Origin of the sequence: Candidatus Methanoliparum sp. LAM-1, from assembly GCF_020885915.1 — an archaeon.
Lineage (GTDB): Archaea > Halobacteriota > Methanoliparia > Methanoliparales > Methanoliparaceae > Methanoliparum > Methanoliparum thermophilum.
In genome coordinates this window covers 61,798-78,680 of record NZ_AP025251.1, presented here as the reverse complement: position 1 = coordinate 78,680, position 16,883 = coordinate 61,798, and the positions used below count along the sequence as shown (strand labels likewise).

At 35.7% G+C, this 16,883-nt stretch carries 29 protein-coding genes and 1 tRNA gene; all 30 read right to left on the bottom strand.

Annotated elements, in window-relative coordinates; genetic code table 11:
- Positions 1–5 precede the first annotated feature (5 nt).
- The 30 genes from LPC15_RS00450 to LPC15_RS00305 all read right to left on the bottom strand — a co-directional run bounded on the left by LPC15_RS00450 (position 6) and on the right by LPC15_RS00305 (position 16,844).
- On the bottom strand, positions 6–458 hold the full coding sequence (locus LPC15_RS00450) for a 30S ribosomal protein S13 (RefSeq protein ID WP_229234747.1): 453 nt from the start codon (positions 456–458) through the stop codon (positions 6–8).
- 86 nt (positions 459–544) lie between these two features.
- A tRNA-Ser gene (locus tag LPC15_RS00445) sits at positions 545–628 on the bottom strand.
- Positions 608–1,531, bottom strand: coding sequence for an RNA-guided pseudouridylation complex pseudouridine synthase subunit Cbf5 (locus LPC15_RS00440; protein ID WP_229234746.1), 924 nt, complete (start codon positions 1,529–1,531; stop codon positions 608–610). Before LPC15_RS00440 ends, LPC15_RS00445 begins: the two co-directional genes overlap by 21 nt.
- The gene (cmk, locus tag LPC15_RS00435; RefSeq protein ID WP_229234745.1) at positions 1,485–2,051 is read right to left on the bottom strand and encodes a (d)CMP kinase; all 567 of its coding nucleotides are present in this window, start codon (positions 2,049–2,051) and stop codon (positions 1,485–1,487) included. The genes LPC15_RS00440 and cmk overlap by 47 nt, the downstream gene beginning before the upstream one ends.
- A 12-nt stretch (positions 2,052–2,063) precedes the next feature.
- A complete protein-coding gene (locus LPC15_RS00430; RefSeq protein WP_229234744.1) occupies positions 2,064–2,741 on the bottom strand; it encodes a DUF106 domain-containing protein in 678 nt (225 codons plus the stop codon).
- A 6-nt stretch (positions 2,742–2,747) separates the two neighbouring features.
- On the bottom strand, positions 2,748–4,241 hold the full coding sequence (gene secY / locus LPC15_RS00425; protein WP_229234743.1) for a preprotein translocase subunit SecY: 1,494 nt from the start codon (positions 4,239–4,241) through the stop codon (positions 2,748–2,750).
- A gap of 108 nt (positions 4,242–4,349) precedes the next feature.
- On the bottom strand, positions 4,350–4,793 hold the full coding sequence (locus LPC15_RS00420) for an uL15m family ribosomal protein (protein WP_229234742.1): 444 nt from the start codon (positions 4,791–4,793) through the stop codon (positions 4,350–4,352).
- Positions 4,794–4,803: 10 nt separating this feature from the next.
- Complete coding sequence (locus LPC15_RS00415) at positions 4,804–5,256, bottom strand: 50S ribosomal protein L30 (RefSeq protein ID WP_420709518.1); 453 nt, start codon at positions 5,254–5,256, stop codon at positions 4,804–4,806.
- A 27-nt stretch (positions 5,257–5,283) separates the two neighbouring features.
- The gene (locus tag LPC15_RS00410; protein WP_229234740.1) at positions 5,284–5,928 is read right to left on the bottom strand and encodes a 30S ribosomal protein S5; all 645 of its coding nucleotides are present in this window, start codon (positions 5,926–5,928) and stop codon (positions 5,284–5,286) included.
- A 176-nt stretch (positions 5,929–6,104) separates the two neighbouring features.
- Entirely contained in the window at positions 6,105–6,608 is a 504-nt protein-coding gene (locus LPC15_RS00405) for a 50S ribosomal protein L18 (protein ID WP_229234739.1), read from the bottom strand.
- 3 nt (positions 6,609–6,611) lie between these two features.
- Complete coding sequence (locus LPC15_RS00400) at positions 6,612–7,079, bottom strand: 50S ribosomal protein L19e (RefSeq protein ID WP_229234738.1); 468 nt, start codon at positions 7,077–7,079, stop codon at positions 6,612–6,614.
- Positions 7,076–7,474, bottom strand: coding sequence for a 50S ribosomal protein L32e (locus LPC15_RS00395; protein WP_229234737.1), 399 nt, complete (start codon positions 7,472–7,474; stop codon positions 7,076–7,078). The genes LPC15_RS00400 and LPC15_RS00395 overlap by 4 nt, the downstream gene beginning before the upstream one ends.
- A gap of 5 nt (positions 7,475–7,479) precedes the next feature.
- Positions 7,480–8,007, bottom strand: a complete 528-nt coding sequence (locus LPC15_RS00390; RefSeq protein WP_229234736.1) for a 50S ribosomal protein L6 — start codon at positions 8,005–8,007, stop codon at positions 7,480–7,482.
- 16 nt (positions 8,008–8,023) lie between these two features.
- The gene (locus LPC15_RS00385; protein WP_229234735.1) at positions 8,024–8,413 is read right to left on the bottom strand and encodes a 30S ribosomal protein S8; all 390 of its coding nucleotides are present in this window, start codon (positions 8,411–8,413) and stop codon (positions 8,024–8,026) included.
- Between the two features lie 7 nt (positions 8,414–8,420).
- On the bottom strand, positions 8,421–8,585 hold the full coding sequence (locus LPC15_RS00380; protein ID WP_229234734.1) for a 30S ribosomal protein S14: 165 nt from the start codon (positions 8,583–8,585) through the stop codon (positions 8,421–8,423).
- Between the two features lies 1 nt (position 8,586).
- Positions 8,587–9,102, bottom strand: coding sequence for a 50S ribosomal protein L5 (locus LPC15_RS00375; RefSeq protein WP_229234733.1), 516 nt, complete (start codon positions 9,100–9,102; stop codon positions 8,587–8,589).
- Positions 9,099–9,797, bottom strand: a complete 699-nt coding sequence (locus tag LPC15_RS00370) for a 30S ribosomal protein S4e (protein ID WP_229234732.1) — start codon at positions 9,795–9,797, stop codon at positions 9,099–9,101. Before LPC15_RS00370 ends, LPC15_RS00375 begins: the two co-directional genes overlap by 4 nt.
- A 1-nt stretch (position 9,798) precedes the next feature.
- Positions 9,799–10,170 carry a 50S ribosomal protein L24 gene (gene rplX / locus LPC15_RS00365; RefSeq protein ID WP_229234731.1) on the bottom strand — a complete coding sequence of 124 codons (372 nt, stop codon included), beginning with the start codon at positions 10,168–10,170 and terminating at the stop codon, positions 9,799–9,801.
- 11 nt (positions 10,171–10,181) lie between these two features.
- Positions 10,182–10,580 (bottom strand): 50S ribosomal protein L14, encoded by a 399-nt coding sequence (locus LPC15_RS00360; RefSeq protein ID WP_229234730.1) that lies wholly within the window; start codon positions 10,578–10,580, stop codon positions 10,182–10,184.
- Between the two features lie 30 nt (positions 10,581–10,610).
- The gene (locus LPC15_RS00355) at positions 10,611–10,925 is read right to left on the bottom strand and encodes a 30S ribosomal protein S17 (protein ID WP_229234729.1); all 315 of its coding nucleotides are present in this window, start codon (positions 10,923–10,925) and stop codon (positions 10,611–10,613) included.
- Positions 10,906–11,226 carry a ribonuclease P protein component 1 gene (rnp1, locus tag LPC15_RS00350; protein ID WP_229234728.1) on the bottom strand — a complete coding sequence of 107 codons (321 nt, stop codon included), beginning with the start codon at positions 11,224–11,226 and terminating at the stop codon, positions 10,906–10,908. Before rnp1 ends, LPC15_RS00355 begins: the two co-directional genes overlap by 20 nt.
- A gap of 115 nt (positions 11,227–11,341) precedes the next feature.
- Entirely contained in the window at positions 11,342–11,578 is a 237-nt protein-coding gene (gene rpmC / locus LPC15_RS00345; RefSeq protein WP_229234727.1) for a 50S ribosomal protein L29, read from the bottom strand.
- Positions 11,565–12,200 (bottom strand): 30S ribosomal protein S3, encoded by a 636-nt coding sequence (locus LPC15_RS00340; RefSeq protein ID WP_229234726.1) that lies wholly within the window; start codon positions 12,198–12,200, stop codon positions 11,565–11,567. The genes rpmC and LPC15_RS00340 overlap by 14 nt, the downstream gene beginning before the upstream one ends.
- A complete protein-coding gene (locus LPC15_RS00335) occupies positions 12,201–12,674 on the bottom strand; it encodes a 50S ribosomal protein L22 (protein ID WP_229234725.1) in 474 nt (157 codons plus the stop codon).
- Positions 12,675–12,684: 10 nt separating this feature from the next.
- Entirely contained in the window at positions 12,685–13,092 is a 408-nt protein-coding gene (locus LPC15_RS00330) for a 30S ribosomal protein S19 (protein WP_229234724.1), read from the bottom strand.
- A 3-nt stretch (positions 13,093–13,095) separates the two neighbouring features.
- Positions 13,096–13,806: a 50S ribosomal protein L2 gene (locus tag LPC15_RS00325; RefSeq protein ID WP_229234723.1), complete on the bottom strand. Its 711-nt coding sequence runs from the start codon at positions 13,804–13,806 to the stop codon at positions 13,096–13,098.
- Positions 13,807–13,811: 5 nt separating this feature from the next.
- Positions 13,812–14,060 carry a 50S ribosomal protein L23 gene (locus LPC15_RS00320; protein ID WP_229234722.1) on the bottom strand — a complete coding sequence of 83 codons (249 nt, stop codon included), beginning with the start codon at positions 14,058–14,060 and terminating at the stop codon, positions 13,812–13,814.
- Between the two features lie 2 nt (positions 14,061–14,062).
- On the bottom strand, positions 14,063–14,821 hold the full coding sequence (gene rpl4p / locus LPC15_RS00315) for a 50S ribosomal protein L4 (RefSeq protein WP_420709517.1): 759 nt from the start codon (positions 14,819–14,821) through the stop codon (positions 14,063–14,065).
- 9 nt (positions 14,822–14,830) lie between these two features.
- Positions 14,831–15,835, bottom strand: coding sequence for a 50S ribosomal protein L3 (locus LPC15_RS00310; protein WP_229234720.1), 1,005 nt, complete (start codon positions 15,833–15,835; stop codon positions 14,831–14,833).
- 262 nt (positions 15,836–16,097) lie between these two features.
- The gene (locus LPC15_RS00305; protein ID WP_229234719.1) at positions 16,098–16,844 is read right to left on the bottom strand and encodes a hypothetical protein; all 747 of its coding nucleotides are present in this window, start codon (positions 16,842–16,844) and stop codon (positions 16,098–16,100) included.
- Between the last annotated feature and the right edge of the window lie 39 nt (positions 16,845–16,883).

Genomic DNA, 16,883 nt, shown 5'->3' with positions numbered 1-16,883 from the left:
TAATATCATACCCTCTTTTTCTTTACTCCAACTACGGTAGATGTACGTCCAGTAGATTTTGTTCTTTGACCTCTGACTTTATATCCTTTTTCATGACGAATTCCACGATAACTACGTATCTTCCTTAATCTATTTATATCGTCTTTTATTGTAAGATCTAGATCAGTTCCAATAAGATGTAGATCGTCCCCGCTATAATAATCATTCCTCCTGTTTAAAAGCCATGAAGGGATATCCGGATCTTTGCCAAAATTTTCAACCTCTTTTTTCAACAGATCTATATCATTATCGGATAAACTGCCGAGCAGGGCATAAGGATCAATATTAACCCTTGTTGCTATTATTTTTGCCATTTTTCTACCTATGCCTTTTATCCTAGATAACGCAATGAATACCTGTTTATTACCATTCAAATCGGTATTTGCTATCCTTACAAGATGTTTTATCTCATTCTCCATTAATCTCCCTCAAACCTATCTTATGATTTTAATTTTTATATTAATATTACATTATTATTTATATTACATTATTATTTATATTTAGACGCCGGGGAAGGGATTCGAACCCTTGCGTCCCGAAAGAGACACAAGCTCTCCAGGCTTGCGCCTTACCACTCAGCCACCCCGGCTTTTTTCCAACATTTAGGATAAGTATCTGGTTGCATAATAACCCGCTTTGTATCCGCTATGATCCCTTTGGTATAAGAAACATCCCGTTTTATATCTCGCTTTGATATAGCAAGAGCAACCGCTTCTTCTTTTTTTGTATACAATACTATAAGATCTCCTGCTGAGATATCGTTAGTGATACCATCATCCACAATCCCTGGTGCGGCTAAGTCTGCTCCATGACAGATAGCATCAACTGTAGAATCTTTTATATAAATTTTTGGTATATGTTTGAGTGCATCTTCGATAGGTAATATCTTTTCTCTTAAATATTTTTCCTCATCACACTCCTTCCACAAAAAATACGAATCTACAAGATCATGCATCGTAACGCTATCAGATTCTACGAACGGTTCTGACAAAGTTCTTCTTAATTCATACATACTTGCACCTACATTCAAGAATTTTCCTATATCATGACATAGTACTCGTATATAGACTCCAGATTCACATTTAACTTTGAAAAGTACGTCTTTATCCTCTATTTCTAATAAAACCAGCTTATAAATTCGCCTCTTCCTAGTTATTCTTTTAACCGCAGATTTAAGTGGTGGTTTTTGGTATATTATACCTTCAAATCTGGAAAATGCTTTTAAAAGCTTTTTTTGAGATACCTTTTTGTGCAGTTTCATCAAACAGACATATTCTTTATTGGATGACAACAAGAAAGGAGTTATCTTCGTTGCATCCTCCAAGAGTATAGGTAAGACCCCTGTAGCCTGTGGATCAAGGGTACCACCATGCCCTACTTTGTTTAAATTAAAAATTTTTCGTATCCATGCACTCACTTCATGACTGGTAGGTCCAGGTGGCTTATCAAGGTTTATTACCCCCCTCTTTAAATACTCTTCGATCCTTACCATTCTTCAGTCGCTCCAATCCCTTAAGTATTATCTCACTAACACCAACTACATCCCATCTTTCGGAATTAATAACAAGGTCATATATTGAAAGATCGTCTATATCAATATTATAAAATTTTTTATATCTCTCTTTCTCTATTCTTTCACGAGATATCGTTTCTTTTAAGATATCTTCATAATCTCTATTCTCTCTTTCTATAATTCTTCTGATTCTTGTCTCTATCGATGATCGTAACCATATTTTAATATCTGCTTCTATCATCCAGCCGGATAACCTTCCTTCTATAATACAATCTCTGTATTTATTAGATAATTCTACTTGTTGTTCATCTATCAAAGAATCGATCTTCCTATTTTTTTCTGCAAATAGGCTAAATTCCTCTAACGTCATATTAGCTTCTTTTGCTAAATCTCTAAAGATACTACCGACAGAAATAACCTTAAATCCAATATTTTTTGCCAACTCTTTTGAAACAGATGTTTTCCCACTTCCAGCATGACCACTTATTGTTATCTTCATTTTAAAAAAGATTTAATCCTTGTTAGTAGATACTGAAGTGGTACTCATCCCTGTATTTAACAATTTGCTAAATACTTGGCCAAGGAATATAGAACATACTAGATACCATAGAAACCACCATTGAAGGCCCCAGAAGAGTGGATCAACCATCATTCTTTCTCCTACAAAAGGAAATATAAAAAGTGGCCCATTTACAACATCGGTGAAAGTACCAAAACCAAAAACACCGTAAATATCCTTCAAATATATATACAACCACATTATAATCGGAATAGTTATTATCGAGATGTACCCCATCGGTTTTAACTGCTGCATCTGCATAGATGCACTATCTTGCATAAGTTTTCTGCTTTCCTCGTTAAGCTTTTCTATCCTTTTTTTATCACCTGCTAGTTGAGCTGCCCTAAATTCGCTTTGTAATTTCTTCATACGTTCTTGAGACTCTTTCATACTCCCCCAATCGATCGTATATTTTTGAATAATTGTTGTAATTAAACCCGTAACCAAAGATAAGATTAGTAATAATATATGAAGGTTATTTTCAGTTAAAACATTTGCTAATGGTCTAAAAATAAGATCTACTGGCATAGCTACTAAATCTCTGAAACCCTGCCCACCGATCATTACTCCAAAAAGCAATGCAAAACCAAGAACCAATAATATCTTACCGATCAAATCCTTCCAATTCATTTTAAATCACTCCTCACCAAAAAATCCTCTCATAAACGGATACATTTCCATCATCTGTTGAGATGCCATCTCTTCATATAATCTGTATGCGATACCTACCGCCAATAGCATACCAGTTCCGCTTACTCCTCCGATAAGTCCAAACAAGCTGGAGAAAAATGCAAGCCCACCAATTAATGCACCACTCAATACGGTTATCTTAGGTATATAATTATCTAATCGTTTTTTTAACAGGAGAGGATCTCTTCTGAATCCTGGAATTTGTAGTCCCGATCTATGTATTTGGTTAGCTACAGCTTCAGAATTCATATTGCTCACCTCTACCCAGAATATGGCAAATATTATACTCCCAATAATAAAGAAAGCAGCATTTATAACGAATCTTAACACAATCTGCCATCCATCTGGAGGGATCGCTCCCAATATCTGAAATCTCTCTGCTACAAGAGATGGAACCCAATCGTATGGGGAATTTATCGGATTTAGATAATACATCAGTCCACCGATAGGTTCTGTAGGCGAGACTTCAGAGTACATCCCTATTAATGCATTATTTCCTATAAGAGGAATGCCTGAGTTCCATAACTGCATTCCCACCATCTGGATTACTACTTGTAACGTACTTACAAGAATTATAGGAAGAACACTTGCATATATAAGCTTAATAGGATACTTACCACGAGCACCTCGTACCATCTGATGAGATAACGGTATTTCTACCCTTATCCCCTCAAAATATACCACAATACAGAAGACCAAGATGGTACTTATCAATGCAAGAACCTGGCCATCTATCATAACATTTTTAACACTCGTGATGGCACCTGTCTTGATCAATTCAATCCAAAGAGGGATAAAACCAGCTGGAAATCCTGTGAACGCACTTATTTGCCAATTAAATAGCCCAATAATCAAAGATTGAGCTACACCGGCTAATATAAACAAACTTATTCCCGACCCGATGCCCCATTTGGATACAACCTCATCCATATATAGTATCAAAATACCGCCTATGAACAATTGGACGAAGAGCAATAATAAGACGGTAGGTCTTCCTAAGATAGCAACGAGATCCGGATCAGGCATAATGACCCCACCAATCAATAATGGAAGGGACTCTAAGACTATCATCACAATAACTAAGATTCTCTGCAATCCCTGATAAAATCGTTGATCGTTTGGATCGCCAAGATTAAGGTTTATAATTTTAGCACCAACCAGCAACTGTAATATTATTGACGCCATTACTATAGGTCCGATACCAAGATGAATTATAGATCCGTTAGAACCTCCCATAATAGCTCTAAACGACCCAAAATAATCGATGCTTTCTGGACTTACCCCGATCATGGGAATCTCCATCAAAACGAAATAAATAATAAGAATACTGATAGTCCAACCAAGCTTTGCTCTAAAATGGACGTGTTTAATAGGCTTCTTGACCGTGGGTATTATTCTAAAGAGAGAATCAACAGCAGATCTGAATCTCGTTTCAGGCATGACAATCCATTTTTAATATGTTAAATAATTAAAAAATTTGCACAGAAAAAACTACGTTTAACGGTAGTACAGCTTTATATCTTACCGGATTGAAAAACCTACGATCTCTCATCCTTCATCCAATATTACTTCTCCGCCAAGCTTCTTAATCTTCTCGACCGCTCTTTCTGAAAAATTTTTTGCTATCACTCGTAGTTTCTTTTCAGAATATTTCAACTGTCCAGACCCTAATATTTTATCTACCGAAATAGTAGAAAGATCTATATGTAAGTAATCTCCTTCGTCTTTTATCAACCCTTTAGATAAAAGTTGAGGTATTAAATAATCCAAATCGCCAACATTAATGGTTTTTTCTTGGCTTACCTGGGAAGGCGGTCTTTTAAATCCGTATTTTCCAAATGTTAACCCCATTTTTTTGGCTCTTACCTTATGATGTTTGAAAGATCCTGCATTACCATGACCACCCCTGTTTCCTGCACCTCTTCCTCGTTTAGAATTACCACATCCACAGGTCCTTGATCCTCTATACTTGCTCGTTTTATTCTTTGACATAGATATAAAATCACCTCATCTTTAATAAGAGATCGTTTATCTTATCTCCATGGTATCCTAATTCTCCCCCATTTTTGAAACTCTTTTTAATTCCTTTATGCCCTTTTCTTGGCGGATGCAATCTAAAAACAGGTTTTAATGTAGGGATATCTTTAAAATTTACCTTTCCAGATAATAAAGACTCTACAAACATATCTAACGATTCAAACGGGGTGTCTTCCAAGTCTTTTAATTTAGCATTATCGGCCAATCTTCCTCTTTCTTCTAATATAATCTTTAATGTCTCCTTATCAACCTCACCCCATGCTACGAAATCTTTAACCTTCTGGAGCATTCCTTTGTTATATTCGTTCTCCTCTAAAAAGACGCAGTGGTTTATCTTATACAATCTTAACATTTCTAACGTATCTTTTATCGGTTTTTTAACACCAACATGACTACGAAGCAGGATTGCTGCATACATTTCATCTTTCCTCTCTGTCTTCAATATTTATTGTTTTATTAAAGAAACTTGTTTAAGTGCGTTGTATGTCGCTTTGGCAAAATTAACACTAGTCCTAGTCTCTCCGTATGCCTGAGTCCATATATCTTTCACCCCAGACAGTTCTAATACCTTTCTTGCCGTCTCGCCTGCAACCAATCCCAAACCCTTCGGTGCAGGTATGATCACAATCTTAACACTGCCGGATTTGCCTTCTATTCTGTATGGAATAGAATGTGCCGTATCACATTTACACTCCCAAGATCCACAGCCTCTTAATACTTTTATGATATTTAATTTTGCGTCTTTTGTACCTTTTCTGATTGCATTACCAACCTCAACATCCTTACCGATACCAACACCAACATAACCTCTCCTATTACCGACCACGACTGTGGCATCAAATTTTACCCTTCTTCCAGAGTCTGTCATTCTTTGTACCATATTAATATCGAGAACTTCCTCTACAAGATCGGGAAGCAATAAATCTACTACCTCTACTTCTTTTAAAGGATATTCTGACAACAAGACATCATCTATATCTTTTATCTCTTGATCTGCAACCAATCGGCCAAGTCTTGTTTTAGGTATCCATTCTTCTTCTTGAACAACTTTTTTCTGTCTCTTCTCTTTTTTTCCAGATTGTTTGATCATAAGCATCCTCCATCTTCGATTTATGATGTTTTTCACTCCTGTATAGCATAAAGCTACATCATAAACTTTTGGTTTTATAATAATTTTATGAATAAACCAAAAACCAGTAAGTTTTCAACCAGGTCCTATCTCTTAAACAGGAGCAAAGCTTTAAAAACCTTTAATAAATGATATTTTTATGTTATAGTTATAATCTCTTTTTTAACTTTATCTACAATACTACTAAAACTCTTATCTATATGATTTCCCTTTATCAGATCATCATCAGGCAGAATCTCAGGACTATGCTTTACATAGAAACCAGAATCGATTATTCCTTTAAGTGCAGCATAGATTCTAGAACCTTTTATGGAAGTATTCAGACCAATATCTAATATAGCTTCGTCTATATCCATTTTTTTAACTTTCAAACCAAACAAAAATCCTGTTAGATATGCTGCAGGTATATTTCTTTTATTTTGGTTGTATCCATACAAACTTAGCTCGCTACTCATTGCTGATGCCAAAACTATATCGCCCGTCGGATTATACTCAATTAATTGGATTATAATCTTCTTATTGGTCTTTCTAACTACAACTCTTGGTTTTTTTGATGATAATAGCTTTAATCGCTTGTGATAATTTGTCTTATTCTCTCTTCTTCTCCTAAAAGGAACCTTATATCTATATCCACCGGACATCTCTTATACCTCCTCTTTATTCGTTGTAATAAGCTCCTTGCTTTTAATATAACTACTTAAAGAATTAACGTTCTTAAATTCGCCGCCTTTTGATTTTCTATAGAGCAAGCGATAAGTAGATCTTTCAATACATCCTTCATTTCTCAACTTTCTCAAGTATCTTCTTTGCGCACGTATATTCTTAATCCAATACGATTTTCTTGAATATCTTGCATTTTGTCCACCTTTTCTTCGACCATGCCCTTTTCTGTGACCATATCTTCTCTTCATATCTCTTTCTCTTGCTCTTGATCGGCTAATACCTTTCTTCGGATTTTTCTTGATGGCTCCCTCTTTTATCAAGTTTCTAATATCTTCTCTGGTAATAGCTACCGAGATATCCTCGCTACGCTCTGGATCCAGATATACTCTGCCTACACCTACATCCATAACCTTTGCTGCAAGTTTTTTTTGTTTTAAAAGATTTGTCATACCTCTTTCACCGTGTTAATAATATGTATACCAAGACTTTTTGCTTTCTCTTCTATCTCTAATCTCTTTTTTTTACCAACAGATCGACCAATTCTTACTATCTGCATTTTAGGATCGATAGAATCCAACTCGCCAACATTAAACACAATTATTTCTTCATAGCCTGATGGATGAAGATATCTTACTAAAGAGGGCGAACCATATCCTGATTTTACAAGAGGAGGTTTTCCTTTTCGCATAATTCTATGTTTACTCTGTGAACCTCTAGGTTTTCTCCAAGCACTCGTTACTCTCTTCTTATGTTTGTGCCCATATTTTTCAAAATCAGGTTTTTTAAGTTTCTGTTTTTTACGAACTTTCAATAGTCGCTCCTTTTCGCTATTTAAATCATCCATAAATATCACTTACCCTTTTTTATAAGATAGATGCCATCCTGGAAGACCCTAGGATCCTTTCTTTTTATCTTGGTTGCAGCCTCAATATTGGCAGCGGTCTGGCCAACATCTTCTTTGTTTATTCCACTGATAGTTATAATATCTTTATCAATCTTTACCTTTGTATCTCCGACAAAATGTGCAACTCGTGGAGATTTCTCTCCAAGAAAATTGTTAATATATAAACTATTATTTTTAACCTCTAACTGGATTGGAAAGTGCGAATAAACCATTTTTAGATTGTATTCAAACCCTTTCGTAACCCCTATGATCATATTTGAAATATGACTTGCAAAGGTACCCAACATGGCTTTCTGCTCTTTTCTGGTATATTTTTCATCGGATTCGACAACGATTTTTTTATCATCCCTAAAGACTTTCACATTTGGGTAATAGAATCTTCGTTCTAAAGATCCTCTTGGTCCATTAACCTTTACTATATCTCCATTAAGAGTAATATCAACCCCATCTGGTATATCTATCTCTCTTTTCATAGTAATCAAAGTCCTTTTAATATACAAATGCTATAAGCACGCCACCTGTATTCAGGTCTTCTGCCTCCTGATGTGAGATGATTCCTTTTGGAGTAGATACTATCATGCTACCTACGTTCTTAGCAGGCAGATATTTTTCCTCCCATATATTAAACTTCTTCATCTTAACAGAAAATCTAGGTTTTATAACACCGCAATTGTTGATCTTTCCAACAAGCTTTACTTTAAATTTACCCCCATGCCCGTCTTCTATAAACTCAAATCCACCGATATATCCTTTTTTATAAAATACCTGCAGAGTATTAGCTATTAATTTTGATGCAGGCTTTAAGATACATTCAGATTTACCACTCTTTTCTGCATTCTTGATTACAGATAACGCGTTTGCTAAAGGATCGAGTAACATTTTAAAATCACCAATATTTTTTAAAACCCAATTCTCCCGCCAACTCTCTAAAACATTGTCTGCAGAGATACATGTTATATCTACGAATTAGTCCCTGTCTTCTTCCACATCTATAACATCTATTTGCACCACGTCCAAAAACCTTACCAGAATGTTTATTACTACTCTTCAATTCAGATCACCTTAATCCCTAATTGATCTTTTGCAAAATTAACTGCTTCATCTTTATTAACTTTATGCGATCTTGGAATAGTTCCTTTTTTTATTCTTCTTTCTTTCACACGTATCCCAGGCCGTTCGATTGATACAATGACATCCATTCCGAATATTCCAATAGCCGGATCGTACTTGATATTAGGAAATCCCAAATGTTCTACAATTCCAAATGAAAAATTACCCGTATCATCAAATTGATCTTCGTATAACGTATAATTAATAAGACCTAACGCATTTTTCAAAAATTCATCCGCTCTCTTCTTACGAAGAGTAACCTTACACCCAATAGGCTCACCCTTTTTGATTCCAAACGCAGGCCTGGTCTTTTTAGCAAACGTTCTGGTTGGTTTTTGCCCGGTTATCATCTCTAAAACCTTCATTGCATTAGTGAGCTTAGTACCGCTCTCTCCTACGCCAATATGTACAACAACCTTATGCACACGAGGTATCCTCATCAAGTTCTCCTCAGTCATATTAATCCATCCAACTCTGGCTTTTCTTCTCCAATAACAAATACATAATCGTCTATCGTATCAAATATGCCTGTTTGTGACTCAATTGTAACCATATTAGGACTAGATCCCTCTTTCATCTCAATCTTTTTTATCTTTCCTATTGTTCCTATATGTTTACCACCAGTAACTATAACTAGCGATTCTTCTTCATACCTTAAATTCTTTAGAATCTTTTTATCAGGGATGGATAATAGTAAAGAATCTTTAGTTTTATAACTCTCGTTGAGATGCAGAGTCGTTCCATCATGTAGCCCTATCTGAATCGCTCCACCCTTCACCTTTTGTTTAGTATTTATTCTGCATAACTTTACATTGGCGTCTTCCACTTGTTTTAAAGTCAAATTACCTTTAGAGGTCAGCAGTACCCTATAACTCAAACTTTCAGGTACAAGAGTTATAACATCGAATAAACCAACTGGAAATCGATATGCTTTACGCACCCTACCATCTACCAGTACCAAACCTTTTTCTAGTGCATATTTTGCCTCTTTTTTTGTGTCTACCTTTTTCAAAAAATCTCTAAGAAAGACCAATAAAGGAAGGCTCTTTTTATAAGAATGGGGACCTGGACTAGGTTTTACGACCCATTTATTGCTTTTTTTGCTGATAGGATATAAATTAGGTACCGATAATCTCTTTTGATATGCTGTCAATCTATCTCCTCTCCAAAATTTTCTTTCTTTCTTCGTCTTCTAAATTTAATCTAGTTATGATTACGTTAGAAGGATGTATTGCTCTTGGAACCTCTGTTCCATCAGCTTTTGCCAACGAAATACCCTCTATCCATATTTTTACTCTTTTAAGATCGACCTTTAAGACTTTTCCCTCCTTACCTTTATCATCGCCTCGTACCAGGAGAACTTTATCACCTTTTACTAAAGAGATACACCTTTTTCCATATTTTTCCCTTAACTCCTTGCTAAGGTGCGCACCTACAAATTTTTGTCTGATATGAAGCGGTGCAGTATAGAGGAACTTTCGTTGTTTTCTCGGCTGTTTAGATCTTGCATTAGTATTCTTAACCATTTTTATACACCTTATATAATAATAGATGCTAAAGATGCAATCTTTGGAAATCTTTCAGCAGCCTCTTTAGCTGCAGGACCCTTTATTTCCGATGCTTTAGTTTCTCCTGATTCATCCATAAGAACGGCAGCATTATCTTCAAACTGTATTGTAGAACCGTCTGGTCTTTTATATTCTTTTCTCTGTCTTATTATCACAGCGGTTGATACCTGCTTTCTCATCTCCGGGACACCTTTCTTTATGCTTACTACCACAACATCCCCTATACCAGCTTTAGGATATCTCCGTTTAACACCCCTGTATCCTTTAACTGCAATTATCTCTAATAACGTAGCTCCGCTATTGTCCGCACAAATCAATCTAGACTTTTTTTGAAGAGCTTTTGAAACATTTGATCTTATTGCCCTCATATTAATCTCATCTTAAATTATTTTATAAAATTATAATTTTTCGATCACAACAAAAGATACCGTCTTGGAGATAGGTCTACATTCGGCTATTCTTACAGTATCTCCTTTATTCACCTTGATACATGGCGGATTATGTGCATGAATCTTGGATGTTCTTCGTTCATACCTCTTATACTTCTTTACATAATGGTTTCGTTCCCTCTTTACGACAATAGTTTTATCGCTCTGACTTACCGCCTTTCCCACAAAAACTTGTCCTCTTATCGACAAAATCCCATGAAAAGGACAGTTTTGATCTTTGCATTCTTCTTCCGGGATAGGAACATTATACCCAATCGCGCTCATAATATTTACACCTTTTTAATGTCATTTTTTTAATTCGATCTTCAGGTCTACCTAACAATAATGCCCCATCTATGAGGATCTCGTTCCAAGATTCGTTACATTTAGGATTCTTAAATACAAATTTTGTCCCTATCTTCGGAATTTTTTTAATAGACGCATCTTTTTGGAGTATAAACAAGTTTTTCGTCTCATCTATTACTTTTCCACTCAATCCGATCAGATAAGGATTGACCGAATCTTTTATCTGGACATCTAATCCAATCAATTCGTGATATTGGATATTGTTAGGTTTTAATCTCATTTTACAGATTTATTTATATTTATCTTATTATGAAAACAAATGTTACGAAGCCTTGCTTCGTAGCTCACAAATCTTCGATTTGTGATGTTCTTCACTCTTGACTGTGCTTTATCATTCACCAGGAGGTGCTACGAATCTTGGTTCTGCTTTGATTTCTTCCTTCTCTTCTAAGCTCATTCTCAACAGTCTTGATACGTGCTATAGCCCTTTTTATCTCTTTTATCTCACCAGGATTTTTTAATGCGCCACCGCTTGATATCTCCCCTCTTCTCTTGATAAGATTATATTGAAGGTTTTTTAGAGTTTTTTCTCTCTTATCTTTATCCATCTCACGTATCTCACTCGCTTTCATCACTGTCAACATTATCACCTCTGTCATCTGCATCTAAGATATTATATTTATCAGGTAATTTTGCATCAGGCGGTATTATACGAACACTTACACCGATAACCCCTAATTTTTTCTTGGCAATCGCAAAGCCTGTCTCTACGATATCATATACGGGCTCTCCCGAATGGATTATGTAACCTTTAATGAATTTTTCCATTCTCGACCTGGGACCAGTAAGCTTCCCTGAAATCTTTATCTCACATCCTAAAGCGCCCTCACCCATTATCTCATTCAATATAGAATGACCTGCTCTTCTAAAATACCATCCGCGCTCAAGCAGAGTTGCAAGTTTATTTGCCATAATCAAAGGGTTCAATCTTGTTTTTTTTGCCTCTAATACCTCTATTTGGGGATTATCAAATTTAAATTTTCGTTTAACCTCTTCTGTTATGCTTCTTATATTCTCTCCACCCTTACCAATGACCAAACCGGGTTTTTCTACATAAGTGATAATCTGAGTGCCTAATGGGGTTCGATTGATTTCTGAACCACCAAAACCAGCATTACTCAGAGATTTAGCAAGAAATTCACTCAGCCGAGCCCTCTCAATATATTCAGATATAAATTTACGTTCTATAGACATTCATTCCTCACTTCCTACCTCTTTTGCCAATAACTCTATATTTGTAGTAATTCTTCTTTTTGGTGTACTTCTACCCATTGCCCGTGGAAAATAATGCATTATGACACGTCCTTTACTTGCACTCGCATGTTTGATCACTAAGTTCTCCACATCAAGCCCTTTATATTCCGCATTCTTTTCCAGATTATTCAACAATCGTAATATTGCCATTGACGCCTTTTTAGGATATCTGCCTGCATCCCATCCTTCTATACGTTTATGTGCTACCTTCTTATTAAATCTCTTGAACGGTACCGCCCTTTTTAAAAGGATTACATCATTTAAATAATTTTTAGCATCTTCTAAAGACATACCCTTTATCTCTCTACAAATCTCTATAGAATGTTTTAAAGAGATAGGTAATTCTCTTCCATAGGATACAACATCATGTAACGGGTCTATCTCTTTTACTGCATATCTATGTCTACTAGGCACCTAAAACACCTCATTTTAATGGTATAAACTTACTCGATCTCGTAGCGCCTAGACCAGCACTTCCATGTTTTACTTCTTTTCGCGTCAATGCAAACTCACCCAGATAATGCCCTATCATATCAGGCTGAATCTCGACGGATATAAACTCTTTACCATTGTGTATCTTAACAGTCCTTCCAACCATCGATGGAAGTATGATCATATCTCTTAAATGTGTCCTGACGTTATTCTTCTCTTTCATCCTTTTTAATAATTTTTTTTCACTATTTCTAAATCCTCGATTAATCTTCCTTCTTATCCTTGAAGGTAAGATTGATGAAAGTGTGATAATATCCATCTTTCTTAACTCTTCTAAAGTATATCCTCTATAACTATATATCTTTTCTACTCTTTGAACCTTTCTATCTTTTTTTGCCATCGTTTATCCCCTCTTACCCGTCTTTTTAGCACTGATGGAACCAACTTTTCTACCAGGTGGTGTATTCCTTGATACAGTTTTAGCTCTCCCTATATGCTTATGCCCACCACCACCAAAAGGATGATCTACAGAATTCATCTTAACTGCACTCGTTCTCGGATATTTGGCAGCTTTACTCTTTAAAGAATGATACCTTTTTCCTGCCTTTACAAAAGGTTTTTCTTTTCTTCCTCCACCAGCTACGATACCAATAGTGGCTCTACATTTAGAATTTATTATTTTTACTACACCACTAGGAAGCTCTAAATACGTTTTATCACCTTCATGAGAGATTACTGTGGCATATGTACCTGTAGCTCTCACAAATTTACCACCATCTCCCGGTTTTGATTCAATATTACAAACCAAAGATCCATCAGGAATTTTAGATAAAGGGAGCGTGTTTCCAATGGTTGTCTCTACATTCTCTCCAAAAAAAATTTTCTGGCCAACATAATTACCTTCTACTGCCAAAATCGGTTTAACAATCTTATTATTAATGGCTACTCTTGCAAAAACAGAATGTCTTGCAGGATCATGAACCAACTCTGTAATCTCTCCACAAAGAGTCTCTTCTGCTTTCGGATGAATCAATGGCTCTTTACGTCTTTTAGGCGGAGCTCTATAAGTCGAGGTTCCCTTACCTCTATTCTGAGATATTATTCTTTTACCCATCTTGATCACATAAACCCAAGTTTTATAGCAATATCTTCTGCATTAAATTCATCAGATATCTTTATTATAGCCTTTTTTTTACCATTAGGGGTCATCATAGTATTTATTTTATCTACTTTTACCTCGTATGTCTCCTCAAACTCTTTTTTAATACGCTCCTTGTTAGACATGTTATCGACGATGAAACAGATAGTATTATTATTCTCCATGTACAACATCGATTTTTCTGTTATAATCGGTCTTTTAAGAATCATGACTACCAGCTCCTCTCTTTTAATGATGATATTGCCGCCTCAGACCATACAACTAACCTTCCAGCATCTGTCCCAGGTGCAAGCAACTCTACATTTAAACCATTTACCGTAGAAAAATCAGCACCAACCAAGTTTCTCGCCGCGTATCCAAGACCTTTATCTTCTTTAACAACAAAGAGAATACTTTTTTTGCCTTTATATCTTCTACCTCGCATCTTCCCTCTACCACTCCGTATTTTTATATCTTTAGCTCGTTCTATATCGGTATATACTCCAATCTTCTTTAATACATCTTCTAAATGCTTAGTCTTGTCGATCTCCTCTATTTTTCTCTCTATTACAAGAGGAAGGGCTAAATCTCCTATACGATGCCCTCTTGATACGACTAGGTCTATATTAGCAGTAGCTGCAATAGCAGATTTAAGCGCTTTTTTCATCTCTTTTTTATTCATCTTCTCTTCAAAGATTTTATCTACTTTTGGAGGGTGCGCTCTTCTACCACCTACGGCACCTGGCGATCTAGCTGCCCTTCTTCCATTTTTAATCCTAGGTATTCTCGAAACTCCCCGCCCAACACCCCACGATTCTGCAGATGTATCGTATCCTGCATAAGGCTTTACACCATGCGGTTGATATCTTCGTGATTGAAGAGATAATACTGCCTTTTTGATTAGATCGGGCCTATACGGCTCATTGAATATATCAGGCAGATCAACCGTCTCTTTTATGCTTCCATCAATACTTAATATATTTATATTAATCATAAAACATCATTGCTGTGATTCTAGACTTATATATTCGATAGGAGAACCTAAATGGCTTTGTCTGTTTGGATTAATCCTTATCCCTTTTCTCATCGCAATAAATCTCTTTTTTGGTCCAGGAATACTTCCTTTAACCATGATGTATGAATTGTTAACGATGCCATAATTAACGAATCCACCGGCAGGCGTAATTTCGCTTCCTTTATCACCTATCTTAAGAATTTCTTTGTTATATTCCGTCCGTTTATGATATCCCATCTGTCCAGCCATAGGAACAGTCCATCGTACTCTAGACGGGAACCATGGCCCTAAATTTCCAGTATGTCTTTTTTTACCGCCTCTTCCTTGTTTCCTCTTCTGAAGGATTATACCCCATCGTTTTACTGCCCCTTGTATCCCTTTTCCTACTGTTACTGCAGAGACATCAATAAACTCTCCTTCAGAGAATATATCTCTTATATTTAAATCCTTTCCAAGGATCCTTTTAGAATATTCGAGAATATCGTTAATGTCATCTCCACCAATCTTTATCTCCATAATATCAGGCGATTTTTTAGGGACGCCTTTGACTAAAAAGGGTTTCGTATAGATGATTGCCCGAATTTCTGATATTATACCGATATTATCCTCTATTTTTGCAAAATCCTCTATATTTTTGTTTTTTGGAATTGGTATCCTCCTTCCAACATCTTCTTCCAAGTTTGTTGTACATACCTCGGTTAATGGTTTTAATCCATCATATGCCTTTGTATATGCTCTTATACCTGCTACCCTAATATTTGGTGTCTCTATTATTGTTACAGGACAAAATACATTGCTACCAGCGGTTATACTGTTTTTTCGCTCATCATTAAATACTATATATGTCATTCCTGCTTTATATCCTGCAAAACCTAATAATTTTGTCTCACTCGATTCTGGCCAGGTTTTAAAACCAACTCTCTCTTTTTTAGCCCGTTTTCTTGGACTAAATGCAAGTGACCCACGTTTTGGACGATGTATCTTTGGCATTTTTTTCTCCTGTTTTAAAATTTTATCCGAATAAACTTAGATTTGGTATTCTTGAATTTTATTGAGCTTCATGAAAGACCATTTAAGTGATAGCTTTACAATATTCTTCTATATAAATATATTGCCTTATTTGATATAATAGATGCAGATGATTATTTCTATCTTAAATAAGATCATTCATCCTGCATCCTTAACATCTTTCCCAAATAATCATCCAAGATATACACCACCTATGGATTAACTGTAACGTGAATCAGTTCTATTATCTACTGCAAGGACAACATCTTGGTATGCCTAGAGCATGAGCAGGACCCGAAGCTGTGGTGCCATAGAGCAAGATCGGTTTATCACAAGCAAGAATATCACCGAACGTGTTATTAACGAATATAGAACCTGTAGCAATTATTAAATCTGCCCATTCAGATAATTCAGGACCGATAACAGGATTTTCTATTATTATATTGTTGTTCCCTCCTAAGATCCTTTTTCCAATTTTGTTGATATCTCTATCGGTTACCCTCACGATAAAATTGTTAGACAAATTTTCTAATATTCTTGGCTGAGGCCCAACGAGCCATATATTTTTAACGGTACAATACTTCTTTTTTATGCTTTTTGCGATTATTTTGCCACAATACTCCATCTCTTCATTTTTACAATGTATAGTATTATTTACAATTTTGAAAACTCTTAAAAGAGCGTTAAACGTCGCTATAAATACCGCCCGCTCATAATTATCTTTGAGTTTTAGTGATAAGACATCTCTCAAGGATCCATAGAAATTTCCATAATGATCGGTGTATGCCTGACCTTTGGAACCCAATACATTAGCTTCCATGAGTTTTTCAACACCCCGTTGAAGCGGATAATCATTTTTAACCGGTGTCCCTATTGCATCTTTTACAGATAAAGGAGCAGCTATTACATTTACCTTTGTATTATCTCCTAATATCGTTGAAAATTCCGTAAAAACATTTTTCATCCTTATAAATACATCTTCTGTATCCATTTTGCAATCCTATTATGTATCCTATCTGCATTATATAAT

Coding starts and splice junctions, on each gene's coding strand:
- LPC15_RS00450 (WP_229234747.1), bottom strand. CDS start 458: ATGGAGAATGAGATAAAACATCTTGTAAGGATAGCAAATACCGATTTG.
- LPC15_RS00440 (WP_229234746.1), bottom strand. CDS start 1,531: ATGGTAAGGATCGAAGAGTATTTAAAGAGGGGGGTAATAAACCTTGAT.
- cmk (WP_229234745.1), bottom strand. CDS start 2,051: ATGAAGATAACAATAAGTGGTCATGCTGGAAGTGGGAAAACATCTGTT.
- LPC15_RS00430 (WP_229234744.1), bottom strand. CDS start 2,741: ATGAATTGGAAGGATTTGATCGGTAAGATATTATTGGTTCTTGGTTTT.
- secY (WP_229234743.1), bottom strand. CDS start 4,241: ATGCCTGAAACGAGATTCAGATCTGCTGTTGATTCTCTCTTTAGAATA.
- LPC15_RS00420 (WP_229234742.1), bottom strand. CDS start 4,793: ATGTCAAAGAATAAAACGAGCAAGTATAGAGGATCAAGGACCTGTGGA.
- LPC15_RS00415 (WP_420709518.1), bottom strand. CDS start 5,256: ATGTATGCAGCAATCCTGCTTCGTAGTCATGTTGGTGTTAAAAAACCG.
- LPC15_RS00410 (WP_229234740.1), bottom strand. CDS start 5,928: ATGATCAAACAATCTGGAAAAAAAGAGAAGAGACAGAAAAAAGTTGTT.
- LPC15_RS00405 (WP_229234739.1), bottom strand. CDS start 6,608: ATGTCCGGTGGATATAGATATAAGGTTCCTTTTAGGAGAAGAAGAGAG.
- LPC15_RS00400 (WP_229234738.1), bottom strand. CDS start 7,079: ATGACAAATCTTTTAAAACAAAAAAAACTTGCAGCAAAGGTTATGGAT.
- LPC15_RS00395 (WP_229234737.1), bottom strand. CDS start 7,474: ATGGATGATTTAAATAGCGAAAAGGAGCGACTATTGAAAGTTCGTAAA.
- LPC15_RS00390 (WP_229234736.1), bottom strand. CDS start 8,007: ATGAAAAGAGAGATAGATATACCAGATGGGGTTGATATTACTCTTAAT.
- LPC15_RS00385 (WP_229234735.1), bottom strand. CDS start 8,413: ATGTTACTCGATCCTTTAGCAAACGCGTTATCTGTAATCAAGAATGCA.
- LPC15_RS00375 (WP_229234733.1), bottom strand. CDS start 9,102: ATGACTGAGGAGAACTTGATGAGGATACCTCGTGTGCATAAGGTTGTT.
- rplX (WP_229234731.1), bottom strand. CDS start 10,170: ATGGTTAAGAATACTAATGCAAGATCTAAACAGCCGAGAAAACAACGA.
- LPC15_RS00360 (WP_229234730.1), bottom strand. CDS start 10,580: ATGAGGGCAATAAGATCAAATGTTTCAAAAGCTCTTCAAAAAAAGTCT.
- LPC15_RS00355 (WP_229234729.1), bottom strand. CDS start 10,925: ATGAGCGCGATTGGGTATAATGTTCCTATCCCGGAAGAAGAATGCAAA.
- rnp1 (WP_229234728.1), bottom strand. CDS start 11,226: ATGAGATTAAAACCTAACAATATCCAATATCACGAATTGATTGGATTA.
- rpmC (WP_229234727.1), bottom strand. CDS start 11,578: ATGAAAGCGAGTGAGATACGTGAGATGGATAAAGATAAGAGAGAAAAA.
- LPC15_RS00340 (WP_229234726.1), bottom strand. CDS start 12,200: ATGTCTATAGAACGTAAATTTATATCTGAATATATTGAGAGGGCTCGG.
- LPC15_RS00330 (WP_229234724.1), bottom strand. CDS start 13,092: ATGGCAAAAAAAGATAGAAAGGTTCAAAGAGTAGAAAAGATATATAGT.
- LPC15_RS00325 (WP_229234723.1), bottom strand. CDS start 13,806: ATGGGTAAAAGAATAATATCTCAGAATAGAGGTAAGGGAACCTCGACT.
- LPC15_RS00320 (WP_229234722.1), bottom strand. CDS start 14,060: ATGATTCTTAAAAGACCGATTATAACAGAAAAATCGATGTTGTACATG.
- LPC15_RS00310 (WP_229234720.1), bottom strand. CDS start 15,835: ATGCCAAAGATACATCGTCCAAAACGTGGGTCACTTGCATTTAGTCCA.
- LPC15_RS00305 (WP_229234719.1), bottom strand. CDS start 16,844: ATGGATACAGAAGATGTATTTATAAGGATGAAAAATGTTTTTACGGAA.